We start from the raw sequence: 19,184 nt of genomic DNA, 5'->3' as shown, positions 1-19,184 counted from the left end.
CTTCTTACTTCTGACTTTCCTTATTCCAGGTGCGTGAGCTCGCGAAAAATGGCGAACCGCGCGTCGATCTCCTCGCGCGTCAGGTTCTGCAGGCGCTCCGGGCCGAAGCGCTCGACGGCGAATGATCCCATCACGCCGCCGTAGAACATGGCGCGCTTCAGGACCTCGCGGTTGAGTTCGCCCTGGGACGCAATATAGCCCATGAAGCCGCCGGCGAAGGAGTCGCCCGCTCCGGTTGGGTCGCGGACTTCAGCCAGCGGCAGCGCGGGCGCGCGAAACGGGTGGTGACCGATGCCGAACATGTGATCGCCAAAAAAGATGGTCGCGCCGTACTCTCCGTGCTTGATGACCAGCGCCTTGGGCCCCATGGCCATGACCTTGTTGGAGGCGCGCAGCAGGTTGGAGTCGCCGGCCAGCATCTTGGCCTCGGTATCGTTGATCAACAGCAGGTCCATCAACTTGAGGGTCTGCAGCAGGTCAGGACGTTTGCTGTTGATCCAGTAATTCATGGTGTCGCCGCCGACCAGCCGAACGCGATTCAGCTTGTGCCGGACCTCCCCCTGCAGCACGGGATCGATGTTGGCGAGAAAAAGGAACTCGGAGTCGAGGTACTTGGCGGGAATCTGCGGCTGGAATTTCTCAAACACGTTCAGATCGGTGAAGTGTGTTTTTGCCTCGTTGACGTTCTCGCCGTACTCGCCGCCCCAGTGAAACGTCTTGCCGGAGGCGCGCTGCAGGCCTTCCAGGTTGACGTTGCGCTTGCGCAGCACGTCCTCGTGCTGGCGCGTGAAATCGTCGCCCACGACAGCAACGATGCGCACCTCGGTGAAATAACTCGCGGCCAGGGAAAAATAGGTAGCCGAGCCGCCCAGGATTTTCTCCACCTTTCCGAACGGGCTTTGGATGGTGTCAAACGCAACCGAGCCCACAACCAGGATCGCCATTACGCTTTCACTTTCTTTTCATCGAGGTATTTATCAAGAATGAGCTTGAGCCGCTCGCGCATGGAGGCGGGAATCAACTTCGGATCGGTCATGATGGCGGAGGCCAGCGCCGATCCGCACCTGCACTTGCGGTCCTTGGGCATCACCTTCACGGCCTCGCGCACCACGGCGCCGGCATTGGCCGCATTCTTCAACAGCACGGCGACCACCTGATCGACAGTCACGGCATCGTGATCCGGGTGCCAGCAGTCGTAATCGGTGACCATGGCCAGCGTGGCGTAACAAATCTCAGCCTCGCGTGCGAGCTTTGCCTCCTGCAGGTTGGTCATGCCAATGACGTCCATGCCCCAGGAGCGATAGACGTTCGATTCCGCCTTGGTCGAGAACTGCGGTCCCTCGATGCAGAGGTAGGTGCCGCCCCGCTTGCCCACCACCCCGGCGGCGTTGCAGGCGGTTTGCATGGCTTGCGAGACTTCCGGGCAAACCGGATCGGCGAAGGCGATGTGAACGACAATGCCTTCGCCGAAGAACGTCGAGATGCGGCGGCGGGTGCGATCGTAAAACTGCTCGGGGATGACGAACTCCAGCGGCTTGTGCTCTTCTTTCAGCGAACCGACCGCGGACAGGGAGAGAATGCGCTCCACCCCCAGCTGCTTGAAGCCATAAATGTTGGCGCGGAAATTCAGTTCGCTGGGCATGATGCGGTGACCACGCCCATGCCGCGAAAGGAATGCCACCTTGCGGCCTTCGAGGGTCCCGAGAACGTATGCGTCGGAAGGGCTGCCGAATGGGGTGTTCTGCTTGAGTTCGCGTGTGCCGGTCAGGCCCGGCATCTGATACAGGCCGCTGCCGCCGATAATGCCGATTTCCGCTTCCGCCAACGAGTTCTCCTGGATTTCGGGTGAACTCGGGATTATACAAAACCGTGTTCCTGGCCTCCGCTGCGTTCTGTTGTGGAAGGGCACGGCCTCAGCCGTGCCGATTCGCTAGTTTATATTTTTGTCATTCCGAGCCGGCGTACTGAGCGCAGCGAGGGAGCCCGCGAGGAATCTGGGTTCTTCTCCGTCACGCCCGCGACGCCGCCTATAGGAAAGTCACTCATGAGCTCCGTGCGAATCGACAAATGGCTATGGGCCGCCCGGTTCTTCAAGTCGAGAGCGTTGGCCGCGCGGGCTTGCGAGCTAGGCAGAGTGCAATGCAACGGCCAGCCGGCCAAGCCGGCACGCGAAGTCAAGATTGGCGACATGCTGCGCGTGACCAACGAGAGCGGCGACTTCCAGGTGGAGGTGCTGGTCGTCAGCGAGGTGCGCGGCCCGGCCGCGGTGGCGCAGACGCTCTATCGAGAGACAGAGGAGAGCAAGCAACAGCGCCTGAAGGTGGCGGCGGAGCGGAAGGCGAGCAGGCAGTTCGAACAGCCGCCCGCCGGGCGACCATCAAAACGCGACCGGCGCAAAATCCTGCAGTTCCGGGGAAGAGGCTGAGCGGTCATCACTTCACCAGGACCGCGTCCCGAACTTTGGCCACCAGTTCCTCCGGCACACTCTCGATCGAAATCACCATATCGCCCGATCTCACCAGCGCCACCGGACCATCCGACGTAGTCCACTGCGTCCAAACAATCCCCGGGCCGTCCGGGGTACCACCTGCGCCGCCGCCCGGCACGCCGGGAGTTACCTTGTAACGCTTGGGAATGTTGGCTGTGCACGCTTTCCGGAAACTCGTCGCGGCCTCTTCAGTGGCCCATTTCGTGACCGTCACTACCGCCAGTTCACCACTGGCCTTATGCTTCATGGCGTAGTACCAGCCGCCGCGCCAGTGAGGATAAATTGTCTTGGGATCGTCGATGCCGTAGATTTCCGACATCACGGCAACGTCAAACTCTCCAATCGAACCGACGTCGTACTTCTCCCAATCCTTTCCCATCAGTTTGGCGATGTCGGGCACGGGAAGCTCCGGTAATTTTTCCGAAGCAAGGTAGGTTGCCGGCTCCATCACCTGGCGCGTGTTCTGCGGCGGGGACTTGAAGACACCGGCGAACGCCTTCTCCTTGCCGCCCTTGGCCAGCAACGCGCGCTCAAAATCGAGACCATAGCTGTAAGGGAACAAGAGCACGCGCTTCAGGAACAAGGGCGCGCGATTGAATACCGGCGAATCTTCGCCTTCCATCATGCCCTGCTGAATGGCTTCGGCGATGGTCGGCGAGTTCACGATATTGTTGCCCGTGGGCGCCAGCAGGTAATCAATCATGACGGCCATCGCCTGCCCCTCGATGATGGCATGACGCGCCGCGACTTGTTCATCGCTGCGCGCCTCCTCGGCCGGGGTCTTCTGAGACGATCCCTTCTCGACCCATTTTTCCATGCCGAAGTTCTGGTCCTGCAGGGCGTGGGTGAGTTCGTGGGCCATCACCGGCAGCTGTGACGCCGGCGGCAGCCAGTCGAGCAGGTACACGGTTTTAGTCTTGGTGTCGTAATAGCCGGCCACCTGCTCGCGCAGCAACTCGACGAGAAACTTTTCGAGATCGAAATCCCGCGGCAGCAGGCCCATTTTTTTCAGCACCACTTCAGAGTGGCGCAGGCGTTGCGTGTCTTCGTCATCCATCATTCGCGCCTGGATGAACTTCTGCACCTGGTCGCGGTCGGCAAGCTGCCGCTTAACGGGGTGCCTGATGCGCAGCCCGGTATCGCGGCTGTCGAAATCGAGAACTTCATCCACCGTGCTCAGCAGTTCCTTGGCTTCCTCGGGCGTGATGTGATGCTCGGTGGATTCCGCTTGCCCGGTCTTGGCAGGTGCGGGTTGAGGCTTGGGCGGAGCTTGGGCAACAACGCCGGATGCCAGCGCCAGCAGTATTGCAATCGACGCGAACGTTTGAAACGCCCGCCGGCTTGCCTGAACCCATTGGCTTCGTAGAAGTCCTTCGACCGCGCTCCCCAGCCCAGTCGTTTCGCTCGGGATGACGGCAGTCAAGTGCACTTCGGAACTCCTATGTAATTGGCTGAACAACGAAATCACTCGGTTACTTGTCTGGCGATCCAGTCGCCCACTTCGCGCGTGCCGAGAGTACCGCCGACATCAGGCGTGAATTGCCTGGCTCGCACCGCGGCCAGCACGGCAGCATCAATTCGGTCGGCGTGCTGCTGCAGCCCGAGGTGTGCCAGCATCATGGCCGCGCTCTGGATGGCGCCCAGCGGGTTGGCCACGTTTTTGCCCGCCAGTGGCGGCGCCGAGCCGTGCACCGGCTCAAACATCGAAGTCCGTCCGGGATGGATGTTCGCGCTGGCCGCCATGCCCAATCCGCCCTGCAGCGCGGCGGCAAGGTCGGTAAGAATGTCGCCGAACATGTTGTTGGTAACGATGACCTCGAACTGGCGCGGCTCGCGAACCATGGCCAGGCAGAGCGCGTCCACGTACATGTGCTGCGGCGATATCTCCGGAAAATCTTTCGCCACCTCCTTGAAGACGCGCTGCCAGAGGCCGCCGGCGTGCGTCATGGCGTTCGATTTGTCGGACATCAGGACTTTTTTTCGGCCGTGCCGGCGCGCGTACTCGAAGGCGTAACGAATGATGCGCTCCACGCCCTTGCGCGTATTGATGTCTTCCTGGGTGGCAATCTCGTCCGGCGTGCCCTGCTTGAAGACCCCGCCCAGGTCGCCGTAAACCCCCTCGGTATTTTCGCGGATGACAGTAAAGTTCACGTCCTCCGGCTTAACATTCTTGAGTGGGCAGAGGCACTCGTCGAGCAGGCGAACCGGGCGAACATTGGCGTAAAGGTCCATCCTGAAGCGCATGCCGAGCAGGATTTCTTTGGCGTGAATGTTGCTGGGAACGCGCGGATCACCGAACGCGCCAACCAGGACGGCATTGAAGTCCCGCGCCAGTTTCTCAAAGCCCTCCGGAGGAATGGTGGTGCCGTCGCGCAGGTAAAGCTCGGCGCCCCAATCGAGCTCGGTGAAATCGACGGGCGCGGCGGCGGCGCGCACCACCTTCAGCGCCTCCGCGGTTACTTCTTTGCCGATACCGTCGCCAGGAACGACGGCGATTCGCTTTCTCTCGGGCACGGCAGACAAGATACAGGAGTCGACGGTCGATGGTCGACGGTCGACTATAATCATCAGTTTGGCTATGCCGACCACAGCACTCCATGAGCGGATGGTTTCTGCCGGGGCGCGCCTTGGCGAGTACCTGGGCGCGGAAACCGCCATCTCCTTTGGCGATGCCCGCCGCGAGTACATGGAACTCCGCTCGGGAGCGGCGATTTACGACCTGGGCTGGCGCGCCAAGATCGTGGCCACGGGGTCGGATCGCGTGCGCTGGATGAACGGCATGGTGACCAACAACATCCGCGACCTTGTCGCCGCTCACGGCAACTACAATTTTCTGCTCAATGCGCAGGGCCGCATCCTGGCCGACCTGTATGTCTACAATCGCGGTGAGTACCTGCTGATCGACACCGCACGCTGGCAGGCGCCAAAGCTGCTCGAGGTAATGAACAAGTTCATCATCATGGACGACGTCGAACTCACTGACATTTCCGACAAGTTGACATCGCTGGCCGTGCAGGGTCCCCGCGCGCACGAGGTGCTGCTGGAGGCCGGGCTCAAGTTCGCCGAGGTTGAGCCGCTGGAAGTGCAGGACATCGCGTGGAATGATGCCGGGCTCTCCATTACACGCATGGCAAGCGATATCTCGAGCACCTATGAAATCTGGCTCGCTCCCGCCAGTGCCGCTGCGGTCTGGGATGCGCTGGTGCGCGGCGGCGCCAAGCCCGCCGGCAGCGAGGCGCTGGAGATGTTCCGGCTGGCCGCCGGCATCCCGCAGTATGGACCCGACATCAGCGAGCGCTACCTGCCGCAGGAATCCGACCAGGAGCAGGCGCTCAATTTCAGGAAAGGCTGCTACATCGGGCAGGAAATCGTCGAGCGCGTGCACTCGCGGGCGCTGCTGCATCGCAAGCTGACCGGATTTGAAGTCGATGGTCCGCCGCCTGCGCCGGGAACCAAGATCCAGCAGGACGGCAAAGAGGTTGGCGAGATCACCAGCGCGTTGGCAGTCCCCGGCAATCATGGCGACCGCACGGTGGCGCTCGGTTACCTGCGGACGGAGGCGCGCAATCCCGGCGCGGAACTCAGCGTCAACGGCGCGCGCGCCGTCGTTCGGCTGCTCCCGTACAAGGAACTGGCAGCCTGATGTACATTTTAGAATTGCCGAATTGTGGAATTGGTTTTTCAACTTCCTCAATTCCGCGATTCCCCAGTTCCGCAGCAGGCGACATCTATGGCTGATAAGAGAGAACCCGAATTCACCGTCACCGACCGCCGCCGATTCACCGTCGAGGGTGAGACTAACGCGCCGCCCGAACCGGCCCCGGAAATACATCCGGCGGAGCCGACGAAGAGCGCAGCGCCGGAGCCGCGGCCTGGATTTCCGCAGCAGGACGAACAGCAAGTCCCGCCGCCGCCGAGCGCCTCCGAGCGCCAGGCGAAGCACGATGCCTTCAAGGAGTCCTCGAAGAAGCTGGACGCGCAGATCCAGTCGGAGTTGGGCGGCCGGCGCCTGCAGGACTTTGAGGTGAATTTTGAGCGTTTCATTGCTTCGCTGTACATGAGCGCTCTCATGCAACTGGGCTTGGTCCACGAGCAGGGCGGACACGCGGGCGTGGACCTGGTGGGCGCGCGGCAGACCATCGACACGCTCGGCATGCTTTCCGAAAAGACGAAGGGGAACCTGACGGCGGTGGAGGACAACCTGATGCAAAACGTCCTCTACGAGCTGCGCATGGCTTATGTCGAGGTAACGAATGCGATCGCTCGCGGCCCGCAGGCGCCCGGCGCACCCCCGCCGCCCGGCGGCATCAACTTAAAATGAAAGCCCTCCTCACCGTGCTCGGCAGCGGCACGTCGATGGGCGTGCCCACGATCGGCTGCCGCTGCGCGGTCTGCACTTCTCCGGACCCGCGCGACCGCCGCACCCGGCCTTCGATCCTGGTGGAGTATGGCGAACGCCGCGTGCTCATCGATTCCACGCCCGACTTCCGCCAGCAGGCCATCCGCGAAGGCATCCGGCAACTCGATGCCGTGCTCTACACCCACGCGCACGCCGATCACATCCTGGGACTCGATGACCTGCGCCCGCTCACCTTTCACAGCGCCGGCAAGATTCCGCTGTACGCGCAGCCGTCGGCGATCCCGCGCATTCGCGAGATGTTCAGCTACATTTTTTCCGGCGACTACAAGTTCGGCGGCATTGCGCAGGTGGAACTGAATACCCTGGATGGGCCGCTGGAATTGCACGGCGCGCGCTTCGATCCCATCGCGATCCTGCACGGCGACGCGGAAATTTGCGGGTTTCGCTTCGGAACGGCCGCCTACCTCACCGATTTCAGCGAGATTCCGGAGAAGTCGCTGGAGCGGCTGCGCGGGCTCGACATCCTGTTCCTCGATGCGTTGCGCCACAAGCCTCATCCGACGCATTCCACCGTCGCCAATTCCCTGCAATTGATCGAGCGACTGAACCCGCGGCGCGCATTCTTCACCCACATTTCGCATGACCTCGGGCACGAAGCAACCAACTCCGCCCTGCCGCCGCACGTGCGCTTGTCACACGACGGCCTGAAGCTTGAGTTCGAGATTTGAAGGAAGGCCGGGAATGAAAGTCTATCGCCATCTCGATGAGCTTCCCGGCGAGCTGGGGCCGACCATCGTCTCGGTCGGCAACTACGATGGCGTTCACATGGCCCACCGGCGGGTGCTCGGCGAACTGGTGCGACGCGCGCAAGAAACCAAGTGCGCGTCGGTAGTGGTCACCTTTGATCCGCACCCCACGCGCATCCTCCGCCCTGACGTTGCTCCGCGTTTGCTGACGCCCGTGCCGGTGAAACTGCGACTGCTGGAGGAGACAGGCATCGACGCCGTGCTGCTGCTTCCCTTCACCCGCGACCTGTCATTGATGACGCCCCTGGAGTTTGCCGAGCAGGTGCTGCTGCGGGGTCTGCGCGCTCGCGAGGTCCACGAGGGGTTTAACTTTCATTTCGGGCATCGCGCGCAGGGCAATGTGGAGCGGCTGGCGGAGATCGGTCGCGAGTTCGGCTTCGAAGTGCGAATCTATCCCGCCCTCACGATTCGCGGCGAAGTGGTCTCCAGCAGCCGCATTCGCGAACTGCTGGGCGCGGGAGAGGTCAGCCGCGCGCGTCACCTGCTGGGGCGCGTGTTCAACATTTTCTCGACGCCGGGACGCGGGCGCGGATATGGCCAGAAGTACACCGTGCCCACCATTAACCTGAGCCGCTATGACGAGATGATCCCGCGCAATGGCGTGTACATCACGCGCACGGCGGTGAACGGCGAGACCTTTGATTCCGTGACCAACGTGGGCGTGCGCCCGACCTTCGGGCCGGATTCCTTCGCCATTGAAAGCCACCTGCTCAATTTTCATCCCATCACGCTGACCGCGCAGACCCAGGTTGAGCTTTGTTTCCTGAAGCGACTGCGCGACGAACAGAAATTCCCGACTGTCGAGGCCCTGCGCGAGCAGATTGGACGCGACGTGGGGAGGGCGAAAAAGTATTTTCAGCTGCTGGGACGGCGTTAACTGTTATCGAGTCTCCACCGCTGTAAAACGTTGTAAATTTCCCGCCGGGACGTCCGTCCAAGGAACATTTCCGCATACGCTGGCGTATGTAATGCAGGGGGCGGTAACAGAACTGTGCCCCTCGCGTCCAACCAGAATGCGCCTGCTGCTCGACATCTTCGTCCAAATGCTGCACACCCTGTGGTCGCACAAGACCCGCTCGTTCCTGACCATGTTTGGAATCGCGTGGGGAGTAGGCTCGCTGCTGCTGCTGGTGGGGCTTGGCGAAGGCTTCCGCACCGGCCAGAAGAAGCAGCTTTCGACTCTCGGCGAAGACGTCCTGTTCATCTGGGGCGGGCGCGCGCCGGCCGTGGAAGGAAACTTCAACGGCATGCGCCAGTACTACCTCACGATTCGCGATTGGCAGGATGTGGTTCGCGAGTGCACCGAGTGCCGGAACTCCGCGCCGGTGATCTCGCGCGGCGACGTCCGCGCGGTCAGCGATTTTTATTCCACCTCCGGGCAGTTGATGGGAACGACCCCAAATTTCAGCCAGATCCGCTACATGCCGATCAAGGCGGGGCGCTGGATCAACGAGGCCGACAACGCGGAGCGGCACCAGGTGGTGGTGCTCGGCGATGAAGCGCGCCGCAACCTGTTTCAAGGCCAGCCCGCGGTGGGAAGCACGATCCTGCTCAACGGTGTGCGCTTCGATGTGATCGGAACCCTCGACAGCATCGGCCACGGTGACAACAACCAGTTGAACTTGCGCATTTTCATTCCCTTCGAAACCATGCACATGCTGTTTCCGCGCAAGGACACGGGCGATCTGCAAGACGCGATTTCCTTCATCAACTACCAGCCGCGGGTGCATGAGCGGCATCAATTCGCCCGCCAGCAACTGCACAAGATCATCGGCCGCAACCACCACTTCGATGGGACCAATCGGGACGCCTTCGACGAGTGGGATTCCATCCAGACCTACGACATGATCGGGAAAATTTTCGATGCCATGGACATGTTCCTTGGCACCGTGGGACTGGTCACGCTGGCCCTGGGCGCTATCGGGATCATCAACATCATGCTGGTGGCAGTGGCGGAGCGGACCCCGGAAATCGGCCTGCGCAAGGCCCTGGGCGCGACCAACCGCAGCGTCATGTTCCAGTTTTTTGCCGAAGGAGCATTTTTGACCGTGCTCAGCGGCGGGATCGGCCTGGCCGCGGCGGCGGCATTGTGCTCGATGCTGGGCAGGCTGCCCTCCCCGCCCGGTTGGGACACGCCCAAGATCGTGCCCTCCTCGGCGGCGATCGCCATCGGCAGCCTGGCGCTTGCGGGGATCATCGCTGGACTGTATCCCGCGCGTAAGGCGGCGCTGCTGCAACCGGTCGAGGCACTGCGAAAGGACTGAATGAGCGGCGACCTGCTCAAAATGGCGTACAGCGCGATGCGCTACAACCGGCGGCGCACCTTGCTGACCATGCTCGGCATGGCGTGGGGCATCGCAACCGTGGTGCTGCTGCTCGCCTACGGGGACGGCTTTGGCCGCGCCATCCACGCCATCTTTGAGAATTTCGGCGCCAAGGCGGTAGGCATTTTTCCCGGACGCACATCGCTGCAGGCCGGCGGCAACAAGGCCGGCGTGCAAGTCCGTTTCACCGACGAAGACCTGGAGCGCCTGCGCAACGTGGTGCCGCTGGTGCGGCACATGGCGCGTTACAACGAAATTACCGTGCCCGTGCAGCGCGAAGAACGCGCCTTTAATCTCGAACTGGACGGCATCGACCCGCCCGCGCAGAGCATCTGGAACCTGCAACTGGAATCCGGGCGCCTGTTGAGCGACGAGGACAACATGAGCCACGCTCGCGTGTGCGTGCTGGCCTCGGAGGCAAAAGAAAAATTGTTCTCCGGAGCGCCGGCCGTCGGCCAACGCTTGCGGGCCGGCGGCGTAACTTTTGAGGTGGTCGGCGTGCTGAGCGCGCGCATGCAGGAGGGCGACAACGACATCAATCGAACCGTCTTCATTCCTTACACCACGATGGGCTTGCTGAAGGACATTCATTACGTCGGCGGCATCTGGCTCGACTACGAGGCCCTCGATCATGACAAGGTGAGCAAAACCATCCGCCAGACCATGGCGCTGGCGCACAACTTCGATCCCGAAGATCATCTCGCGGTCCGCGTCTTCGATGCGCAAAAGCAACTCGCGCAATTCGAGATGATCACGCTCGGCATCAAGATCCTCATGGGTTTCATCGGCTCGCTGACGCTCGGCATCGGCGGCGTCGGGCTGATGAACATCATGCTCGTATCGGTGACCCAGCGCACGCGCGAGATCGGTATGGAAAAAGCCTTGGGCGCGCGCAAGCGCGATGTCCTGTTCCAATTCCTGGCCGAAGCGCTGGTGATTACCGCCGTGGGCGGCATCTGCGGCATTATCCTGTCCTACGCCGTGTCGCTCACGGTCGGCCGGATTACGTTGTACAGCGCGCTCGCGTCGCACGCGGAAGCCGCTGACATCAGCCTGCTGATCCAGCCGCGCGTGGTCGCGATTGCCACCGCCATTCTCGCCTTCGTGGGCCTGGCCAGCGGCATGCTCCCGGCAATCCGGGCGGCGAACCTGGACCCGATCGAAGCACTGCGGTACGAATAAGGCTGATCTCCACAATCGACAATCGGCGGCGCCTTTGTTGTAATGCTGCGCCGTGCGCGCCCCGTTCAAGCCCTGGTTGCTCGATCTCGCTCCCCACGAGCGTTCCACCCTGCTGGCGACCTTCGGCGGGTGGGCGCTCGATGGCATGGACGTGATGGTGTTCAGCTTTGTCATTCCCAGCCTGATTGCCATGTGGAACATCGGCAAGGGGGAGGCGGGGATCCTGGCGTCAGCCACGCTGATCCTGTCCGCCCTCGGCGGCTGGCTCGCCGGGCTCCTCGCCGATCGCTACGGGCGGGCTCGTGTGCTGCAGATCACCATCGCGTGGTTCGCCGTCTTTACCTTCCTTAGCGGGTTCACCAATTCCTTCTGGCAGTTATTGATCACGCGCGGTCTGCAGGGATTGGGATTCGGCGGCGAGTGGGCGGTTGGCTCGGTGCTGATGGGCGAAACCATTCGCGCCGAGCATCGCGGCAAGGCGGTCGGAACCGTGCAGGGAGGGTGGGCGATCGGATGGGGCATCGCGGCGCTGTGTTACGCGCTGCTATTTTCCGTGTTGCCGGTGCCGCTGGCCTGGCGGGCGCTGTTCTGGATCGGAATTCTTCCCGCGCTTCTGGTCTTCTATATCCGGCGCTACGTGCCCGAACCGGAGGTCTATACCCGCACGCGCGCGCAACTGGACGCGTCCGGCGAGCGCAGCCGGTTCATGGAGATTTTTTCGCCAACACTGCTGCGGGTGACCCTGCTCACCTCGTTGATGGCAACCGGTGCGCAAGGAGGCTACTACGCGGTCACCACCTGGCTGCCGACGTACTTGAAAACCGTGCGGCGCCTCTCGGTGTTGAACACCGGCGGGTACCTGCTGGTGGTGATTGCGGGGTCCTTTACCGGCTACATGGTAAGCGCGTGGCTCACCGACACGTGGGGACGACGGCGCACGCTGATCCTGTTTGCCGCTTGTTCCTTCCTCGCGGTCGCGGCCTACACCAAGTTGCCCATCGGCGATCGGATCATGCTGCTGCTGGGATTTCCGCTGGGTTTTTTTGCCTCCGGATCATTCGGACCCATGGGGGCATTTCTCACCGAACTTTTCCCCAGCCGGTTGCGCGGCTCGGGACAGGGATTTTCCTACAACTTCGGGCGCGGCATCGGGGCACTGTTCCCGGCGCTGGTCGGTTATCTCAGCGCCCGCGTCTCGCTGGCAGCGGCAATCGCGACTTTTGCGCTCTCGGCATACCTGTTGATGATCATTTCTGTCCTCTTGCTGCCGGAAACGCGAGGTATGGAGCTGCGGGCGGGAGAATGACTCATTCGATCGGTTCGACGATTTCCTCTTTCCCTGACATCTGCACCAGCACCGTCGCGGTCAGCACGATCACGATGCCAATCACCTGCACCGGCCGCACCAGTTCGCCCAGGGTAATGGCGGCGATCAGGATGGAAAACACCGGCTCCAGGCTGCTGGTCACGACGGCGCGAGTGGAATCGAGGTATTGCAGACCGGCAATATAAAAAGAGAACGGCAGCAGCACGGATGTCAGGGAAAACAGCGCCAGGAAACCCCATTGCGCCTGCGAGTAATGCTCGGCAAAGACCCGCCATGGCGGATTCATCGCCAGCCAGAACAGCGCCGTACCCATCAGGATGTAGAGCAGCACCTTCCAGCGGTCGTGCCGGGTGAGCAGCGGTGGAATAAAAATGTTGTAGTACGCGAAAGAGAAAGCGGCTGCCATGGCGGCGGCGAGCCCAACCAGGTTGATGCGGAACTGCCCGGTGCCCACCACTCCGATGGCGAGCGCGCTGCCCACCACCGCCAGGCCGACAGAGAGCACGCGCGATGCGGTCGCCCTCTGCACGCCGCGAGCGACCATGTACACCAGCACCCAAACCGGAGCGGTGTACTGCAGGATGATGGCGGTGGCAACGTTCGTTTTCTGGATGGCGAGGTAGTAAAAGTAATTCGACGCGGCCACCCCGAGCACGCCGATCAGCAGCGCGCGCACAACATCGCCGCGCGACATCCTGAGTGCGGGAGGCCCCCGCCGGGCCAGCAACACCGGCGCCAATACCAGCAGCGCGAGGGTGACTCGGGTCTGCGCCAGGATCAGCGGACCGATCGGCGGCAGCGCCTGCCCGGTAACCAGCCTGCCGGTAAACGCCGCCCGGCCCAGCGACGCCGATATCCCCCAGCACAGCGCCGCCGCGGCGATAAACAGGTAGCCGCGGATGGAAGCGGGCTGGGACGCGCCCGCTCCTGCAATTTCGGATCTCGATTGCGACGCCATGCCGGAATACGAAAGTCTATCCGCCGAAAGCGGTGCAACACAAAAGGCACGGCTCGCGCCGTGCCTCATCTCATCCCTGAAACCGGCTGCTATTCCGCCATCAGCGCATCCAGTTGGTCGGGATCAAACCCGATCATCACCTCTTCGCCGATCACCAGCGTGGGAGTCGAGCGGCTCTGGTACTTGTGGATCAAGTCGTCAACCGCATCCGCATCCACCGACACATCACGGTCTTCGTACTCGATACCTCTCGCCGAGAGGTAGGCCTTTACTGTGCGGCAGGGCGGTCAACCGGGTTGGGTGAAAATGACAACTTTTTTCGCCATGGACGCTTAAGACGCGGCAAAGGTCCGGCAGGGTGCAAATTATTGCTGACCTGGCGGTCAGGAACCGAAGTCGGAATCGCGGAGGCAAAAGCCGGGCCGCTGATGAACGCAGATACACGCAGATCAGTTTGTTTTCTGGATCGGTGTCGATCAGCGTGAATCGGTGGCTTGCTTTGTTCTCCTGTCATCCTCTGTGTCCTTTGTGGCTAACGTCGTCACTCCTCCGCCACCTCGATCTCCACCGTGATCTTTGCCGTCTTGGCCAGCATCTGCGAAACCGAGCAGTACTTCTCCTTCGACAGACGGACCGCGTCCTCCACCGCCTTCCGAGAGACCTTCCCGGCAACGCGATAATGCAATTTGATCGAGGTGTAGACGGCCGGAGGCTCGGGCGCCCGCTCAGCCGCGGCGCTCACTTCCAGGCGCGTGAATGGCTCACGTTTCTTGCGCAAAATGCCGACCACGTCGCTCGCAGTGCATCCACACAGGCCAATCAGCACCAGTTCCATCGGGCTGGACGCGGTTTTGTCCTTGCCCGCGTCGACCACAATCGCGTGCCCGCTGCTCGCTATGCCGACGAATCGCTCGCCATCTGTCCACGACGCGCTTGCAGTAACCATTTCTTACCTCCCGAAAGCGAAACCATTTCCGATTCTCGATTGCTTGAGCACTCATGGGACCTCTTATGCAAACAGCGAGGTTACGCGATGTACTCGACATCCCTCAATGTAATTGTCAGGATGTAAGGAGCCTGAACGCCCTTATCGGAAAACGTGCACGCTCAAGTCGTCAATTGGCAATCGGCAATCGACAATCGGAAATGCTGGTGCATTTGAACGATCATCAAAATCGCCAATCGACAACCGGCAATCTACAATCGGAACGGGTCTTGCATTCAACCTCTGTGCGCTTTCTTGCCCTTGCCGCAGATTACGACGGGACGCTGGCCACGCATGGCCGCGTTGATAGCGTGGTCATTCCGGCGCTCCGGCGCCTGCGCGATTCCGGCCGCAAGCTTTTGCTGGTAACCGGGCGCCAGCTTCCAGACCTGAAAGAAGTTTTTCCGGAGGTAGCGCTCTTTGACCGGGTGGTTGCCGAGAACGGCGCGCTGCTGTTCCGTCCTTCTTCCGGCGGCGAGGTCCTATTGTGCGACCCGCCCGATCCCGCTCTGATCGCGGCCCTGCGAGCGCGCGGCATTCCTTTTTCCACGGGCCAGGCCATCATCGCCAGCGATGACGCCCATCACGCCGAAATCGCGGCCGCGATTCACCAGCTCGATCTCGCTGCCGGCGTTCACATCGCGCTGAACAAGGGCTCCCTGATGGTCCTGCCGGCGGGGGTCGACAAGAGCACGGGCCTCAAAGCGGCGCTCGGAGAGCTGGCCATCGCTCCTTCGAACGTGGTGGCGGTAGGCGACGCCGAAAACGACGCTACGCTCCTGGCGGCGTGCGGCTGTGCGGCGGCGGTCGCCAACGCGCTACCGCAGATCAAGAGGAATGCCGACCTGGTCACCGCCTGCGGCCATGGCGCCGGCGTGGTTGAGGTCATCGACCAGCTTCTCGACAATGATCTCGCCGCCTACGCCTTGCGCCACACTCGCGGCTAGCGCCTTGGCTGCGTGCTTGCGCGGCGCCACGGCATCGAGCCGCACCTCGCACAAGTCGCCGATCAGGTTGGCGGCCCAGCGGTACACGTTGTGCTCGCGCACCACCTGGCGCATGCGCCGCATGCGCGCCTGCCTCTCCGAGCCGTCCATCTCCAAAGCCTGGTAGATGGCATCCGCCAGTTTCTCCGTGTCATAGGGATTCACGATGAGCGCGTCCGGCAATTCGCGCGCGGCGCCGGTGAACGGGCTGAGGACAAGCACTCCGTCGTCATCCTGTCGTGACGCGATATATTCCTTCGCCACCAGGTTCATGCCGTCGTGCAGCGAGGTCACCAGGCAGACGTCGGCGGCGCGGTAAAAACGCTCCAGTTCGGCGTGCGTATGGTGGGTGTTGCGGAAGACGACCGGCTGCCACTTGCTGCTCCGGAAGCGGCGGTTGATGCGCTCCGCGGTCGCCGCTACCTCGTCCATGAAGTCGTGGTAACGCTGGATCGTGGTGCGGCTGGGCGCGCCGATTTGCACGAAACAGAACCGCCCCTGGTACTGCTCGTATTTTTCCAGAAAGCGCTCGACGCCCAGCAGGCGTTCCACGATGCCCTTGGTGTAGTCGAGGCGGTCCACGCCCACTCCCATGTAGATGGCGTCCACTCCCAGGTCATTCAACAACGCGGCCTGTTGCTCGTGCGGCTTGGCCTCCGACGAATAGCCCGCATCATGCGGCATCACGATGCTGATGGGGAACGGGCGCACCATGGTCATGTGCTCGGCGCGATTCACGTTGCGCCGGTCCCACTCGATTCGCGACTCCAGCACCCGGTCCACGGTCTCGAGGAAATTGTCGCAATGCGCCTGGATATGAAAACCGACCAAGTCCGCGCCTAGCATTCCGTCCAGCAGCTCGCGCTGCCACGGACAGATGCCGAAGGCCTCCGGATTGGGCCACGGGATGTGCCAGAACAACCCGACGCGCGCGTCCGGACGCCGCTGCTTGAGCATTCGCGGCAGCAGCGCGAAGTGATAATCCTGGACGATGACGATGGGCTGCTCCACGTCGCGCATCTCGTCCCAAAGCGCGTTGGCGAACCTCTCGTTGATGCGCTTGTATTCCTCGAAATCAGCGGCGCGAAACGTGGGCCGCGTATGCGCGATGTGGCAGAGCGGCCACAACCCTTCGTTGGAAAACCCGTAATAGTAGCGTTCTTCTTCCTGCCGGCTCAGCCACACCCGCCGTAGCGTGTAGTGAGGGTCCTCCGGGGGGACGCGGACGCAAAAGTTCGCGTCCACCGTTTCCGCGTCGGCGTTGCCGCTGCCATGCGCCACCCAGGTGCCGTCGCAAGCGCGCAGGATGGGCTCCAGCGCCGTGACCAGGCCGCTGGCGGGAACAATTGTCTGCACCGTGTTTCCCTTGCGAATGTCCATGTACGGCTCACGGTTCGAAACCACGAACAGGCGGCTGCCCTTCAATCGCGTGCGCAGGGATACGGCAAGGCGTTCCGCCGTCCATGACGACTCGGCCGCCTCGCGCAGCCGCGCTTCCTGCTCCGCCGAGGCGCGAGCTTCCGCCAGGCTGCGCGCGAAACTGTGCGCCTCGTTGGCCAGCGGCTTGAGCACGTCGGATCCGGCAAGTCCGGAGACGCCGGGATTGCCGCCGTGGCGCAGCTCGCGCATCCACGCGGCGGTGCGGGCAATCGGCTTGACCACGCTGCGCTGGAACATCACCAGGGTGACGACGACGATGAGCAGCATCTGCGCCAGCAAGCGCACCGACATGTCGCGCCACGCTTGCCGCCGGGCGGCAACAATGTTGTTGGCGTCATGCACCACCAGGAGCCCGCCAATTACCCTGTCATCTTCGTGCAGCGGGACCGCCCGGAAATGCACCGGATGTCCATCCAGGCGCAGGAATTGTCCGCGCGCGGCATCCTCCAGCAGGGTTCGAGAAAGCGTCTCCGGCTTTCGCAGAATCAGACCAGCCAGCGAGCTGGAGATCGCCAGAGGTTTTTCGCCGTCGCCATAGACTACGATGCCCGCGAGTTGCTGCTTATCGGCAAAACGCTGTGCCAGTTTCCCGACCGCCGCGATATCGCCGCGATGCAACATCGATTCGACGCGCGCCTGCAGGCTCTCGGCCAGCACGTCGGCGCGCTTCTCCAACTCCCGGCGCAGCACATATCTTTCCCGTTCCGCCTGGTAGTAGGAAGACAGCACCGACACGATCAGGACGCTCAAGAGCAGGCAGCCGATCAGTCGAGCAACGATTCGCATATCACCCCGTCATATTCGAACCGACGAAACGAGTCATAGCGGACAGCGCCGAAAAATGATTAGAAGTGGAGCAGCCGGTGGTTTGGGAAGGTCGTCCGCCTGTTCCCGGGCGAGCTTCTCGCGTGTCAATGCAAGCGCCGCGCGGTTTCCAAACAGGTCAGACGAAGAAGCGCTGATGCAGCATAACCCAGGTCACCTGCGATCGGCTAGACCGGACGTCTTAGCCCTCCCCTTTTTCCGCCTTAGTACTAGTGGTAACTCGAGGACGTCTGGAAGAAGTACTCGTAGGACCCGAGGACGGTGGGGGCGGCGGGATGGGGGCGCCATGACAGGGCGACTTTGTGCCACTTTGTCTGAATCGATGTTGAAGCGGGACATTTTGTCTGCAATGTCCGACCGCACCGCTCCCGTGGACCTTGCATTTTCAATCACTTAGCTAAATTTAAGTTTGGACGGAATCCTGCCACTACAAACCCGAGCGCAACTCTAGGCGCAGGAAAGAAAATAATGAACGGCGATAAGAAAACATTGTCCAGTTGGTCCTGGGGAACCAAAGTCGGCGCGCTGTTGATGGCTTGCATGTTCGTGGTTAACAGCACAGCCGTTGCCGCCGGCAAGGGCAAGAAGGTCGCAGACGACATCAACCAGACAAGTGGCAGGTTGGTGAACGTCATTGTGCAATACGCCGACGGACCGAGCGCGACGCACGCCACCAAGGCCAAGCACCACGGCGCGACCGTGAAGCAAAACTTGCCCCTGGTCAAGGGCGCGACCATGTCGTTGCCCGCGAACCGAATCCCCGGCCTGCTCTTGGACGACAGCGCGATTACCTATGTTTCTCCCGACCGCGTGGTCAAGAACAGCGGTAATACCGATGCATTCGTCGCCGTCAACACCGACGTCGCCCAGAGCTACGGCTATACCGGTTCTGGTATCGGCGTGGCCGTCATTGACAGCGGCATCAGCACCGCCCAGCCGGACCTGGCGCGCCGCGTGGTTTACAACCAGGATTTCACTGGACAGGGTACGGCCGATGACCTCTACGGTCACGGGACGCACGTCGCCGGCATCATCGCCGGCAATGGCGGCAAGTCCAGCTGCTCCGCGTGCTTCCTGACTTATGAGGGCGTTGCCCAGAGCGTGCGTTTGATCAACCTGCGGGTCCTGGACAATAACGGTTCGGGCTCCGACAGCGAAGTGATCAACGCCATCCAGACCGCGATCAATCTCAAGAGTCAGTACAACATCCGCGTCATCAACCTCTCGTTAGGGCGCGGAATCTATGAGAGCTACAAGACGGATCCGCTGACGCAGGCGGTAGAGCAAGCCTGGAAGGCGGGCATTTTCGTGGTCGTCGCCGCCGGCAACTATGGCCGCGACAACTCCAACGACAATAATGGTTACGCTACCATCACTTCGCCGGGCAACGATCCCTACGTGATCACCGTCGGCGCCATGCGCACCATGGGAACGCAGACGCGCGTGGACGATGCCATTGCCAGCTATAGCTCGAAGGGGCCCAGCATGCTGGACCACGTCGTC

The 19,184-nt window shown here is 62.0% G+C and carries 16 protein-coding genes and 2 pseudogenes; 10 read left to right on the top strand and 8 right to left on the bottom strand.

Going from position 1 to position 19,184, the window contains the following annotated elements; translation table 11 throughout:
• Window positions 1-20 precede the first annotated feature (20 nt).
• Entirely contained in the window at window positions 21-944 is a 924-nt protein-coding gene (locus tag VFI82_13730) for a PfkB family carbohydrate kinase (GenBank protein ID HET7185743.1), read from the bottom strand.
• Window positions 944-1,825 (bottom strand): S-methyl-5'-thioadenosine phosphorylase, encoded by an 882-nt coding sequence (mtnP, locus tag VFI82_13725; GenBank protein HET7185742.1) that lies wholly within the window; start codon window positions 1,823-1,825, stop codon window positions 944-946. Before mtnP ends, VFI82_13730 begins: the two co-directional genes overlap by 1 nt.
• Window positions 1,826-2,044: 219 nt before the next feature.
• On the opposite strand from mtnP, the gene VFI82_13720 reads away from it, so the two are divergent.
• Entirely contained in the window at window positions 2,045-2,425 is a 381-nt protein-coding gene (locus VFI82_13720) for an RNA-binding S4 domain-containing protein (protein HET7185741.1), read from the top strand.
• Between the two features lie 7 nt (window positions 2,426-2,432).
• Here the strand turns inward: VFI82_13720 and VFI82_13715 are convergent, their stop codons facing one another.
• Window positions 2,433-3,917, bottom strand: a complete 1,485-nt coding sequence (locus tag VFI82_13715) for a hypothetical protein (GenBank protein ID HET7185740.1) — start codon at window positions 3,915-3,917, stop codon at window positions 2,433-2,435.
• A gap of 35 nt (window positions 3,918-3,952) precedes the next feature.
• Window positions 3,953-5,002, bottom strand: a complete 1,050-nt coding sequence (locus VFI82_13710) for a 3-isopropylmalate dehydrogenase (GenBank protein HET7185739.1) — start codon at window positions 5,000-5,002, stop codon at window positions 3,953-3,955.
• A gap of 64 nt (window positions 5,003-5,066) precedes the next feature.
• On the opposite strand from VFI82_13710, the gene VFI82_13705 reads away from it, so the two are divergent.
• From VFI82_13705 to VFI82_13675, 7 genes are all read left to right on the top strand, one after another.
• Window positions 5,067-6,131, top strand: coding sequence for a glycine cleavage T C-terminal barrel domain-containing protein (locus tag VFI82_13705; GenBank protein HET7185738.1), 1,065 nt, complete (start codon window positions 5,067-5,069; stop codon window positions 6,129-6,131).
• Between the two features lie 87 nt (window positions 6,132-6,218).
• Window positions 6,219-6,809, top strand: coding sequence for a DUF1844 domain-containing protein (locus VFI82_13700; protein HET7185737.1), 591 nt, complete (start codon window positions 6,219-6,221; stop codon window positions 6,807-6,809).
• Window positions 6,806-7,576, top strand: a complete 771-nt coding sequence (locus VFI82_13695) for an MBL fold metallo-hydrolase (GenBank protein HET7185736.1) — start codon at window positions 6,806-6,808, stop codon at window positions 7,574-7,576. The genes VFI82_13700 and VFI82_13695 overlap by 4 nt, the downstream gene beginning before the upstream one ends.
• 13 nt (window positions 7,577-7,589) lie before the next feature.
• Entirely contained in the window at window positions 7,590-8,531 is a 942-nt protein-coding gene (locus VFI82_13690; GenBank protein ID HET7185735.1) for a bifunctional riboflavin kinase/FAD synthetase, read from the top strand.
• A gap of 136 nt (window positions 8,532-8,667) precedes the next feature.
• Entirely contained in the window at window positions 8,668-9,918 is a 1,251-nt protein-coding gene (locus tag VFI82_13685) for an ABC transporter permease (GenBank protein HET7185734.1), read from the top strand.
• A complete protein-coding gene (locus VFI82_13680) occupies window positions 9,919-11,160 on the top strand; it encodes an ABC transporter permease (GenBank protein ID HET7185733.1) in 1,242 nt (413 codons plus the stop codon). It abuts the gene before it with no gap.
• Between the two features lie 52 nt (window positions 11,161-11,212).
• Entirely contained in the window at window positions 11,213-12,466 is a 1,254-nt protein-coding gene (locus VFI82_13675) for an MFS transporter (GenBank protein HET7185732.1), read from the top strand.
• Between the two features lies 1 nt (window position 12,467).
• On the opposite strand, the gene VFI82_13670 is transcribed toward VFI82_13675, so the two are convergent.
• From VFI82_13670 to VFI82_13660, 3 genes and pseudogenes are all read right to left on the bottom strand, one after another.
• The gene (locus VFI82_13670) at window positions 12,468-13,445 is read right to left on the bottom strand and encodes a DMT family transporter (protein ID HET7185731.1); all 978 of its coding nucleotides are present in this window, start codon (window positions 13,443-13,445) and stop codon (window positions 12,468-12,470) included.
• A gap of 89 nt (window positions 13,446-13,534) precedes the next feature.
• Window positions 13,535-13,720: pseudogene (locus tag VFI82_13665) on the bottom strand (glutaredoxin domain-containing protein).
• Between the two features lie 266 nt (window positions 13,721-13,986).
• Complete coding sequence (locus VFI82_13660) at window positions 13,987-14,391, bottom strand: OsmC family protein (protein ID HET7185730.1); 405 nt, start codon at window positions 14,389-14,391, stop codon at window positions 13,987-13,989.
• Between the two features lie 53 nt (window positions 14,392-14,444).
• On the opposite strand from VFI82_13660, the pseudogene VFI82_13655 reads away from it, so the two are divergent.
• Window positions 14,445-15,260: pseudogene (locus VFI82_13655) on the top strand (HAD-IIB family hydrolase).
• Here VFI82_13655 and VFI82_13650 read toward each other — a convergent pair.
• Entirely contained in the window at window positions 15,249-17,642 is a 2,394-nt protein-coding gene (locus VFI82_13650; GenBank protein HET7185729.1) for a trehalose-6-phosphate synthase, read from the bottom strand. The pseudogene VFI82_13655 and the gene VFI82_13650 overlap by 12 nt on opposite strands.
• A gap of 507 nt (window positions 17,643-18,149) precedes the next feature.
• Here VFI82_13650 and VFI82_13645 point away from each other — a divergent pair.
• A partial coding sequence (locus VFI82_13645; GenBank protein HET7185728.1) for a S8 family serine peptidase occupies window positions 18,150-19,184 on the top strand: 1,035 nt, incomplete at its 3' end.

Source organism: Terriglobales bacterium, from assembly GCA_035691485.1.
Classification (GTDB): Bacteria; Acidobacteriota; Terriglobia; order Terriglobales; family Acidobacteriaceae; genus JAIQGF01.
The sequence above is the reverse complement of the archived record's forward strand: the minus strand, read 5'-3'. Positions and strand labels throughout refer to the sequence as shown.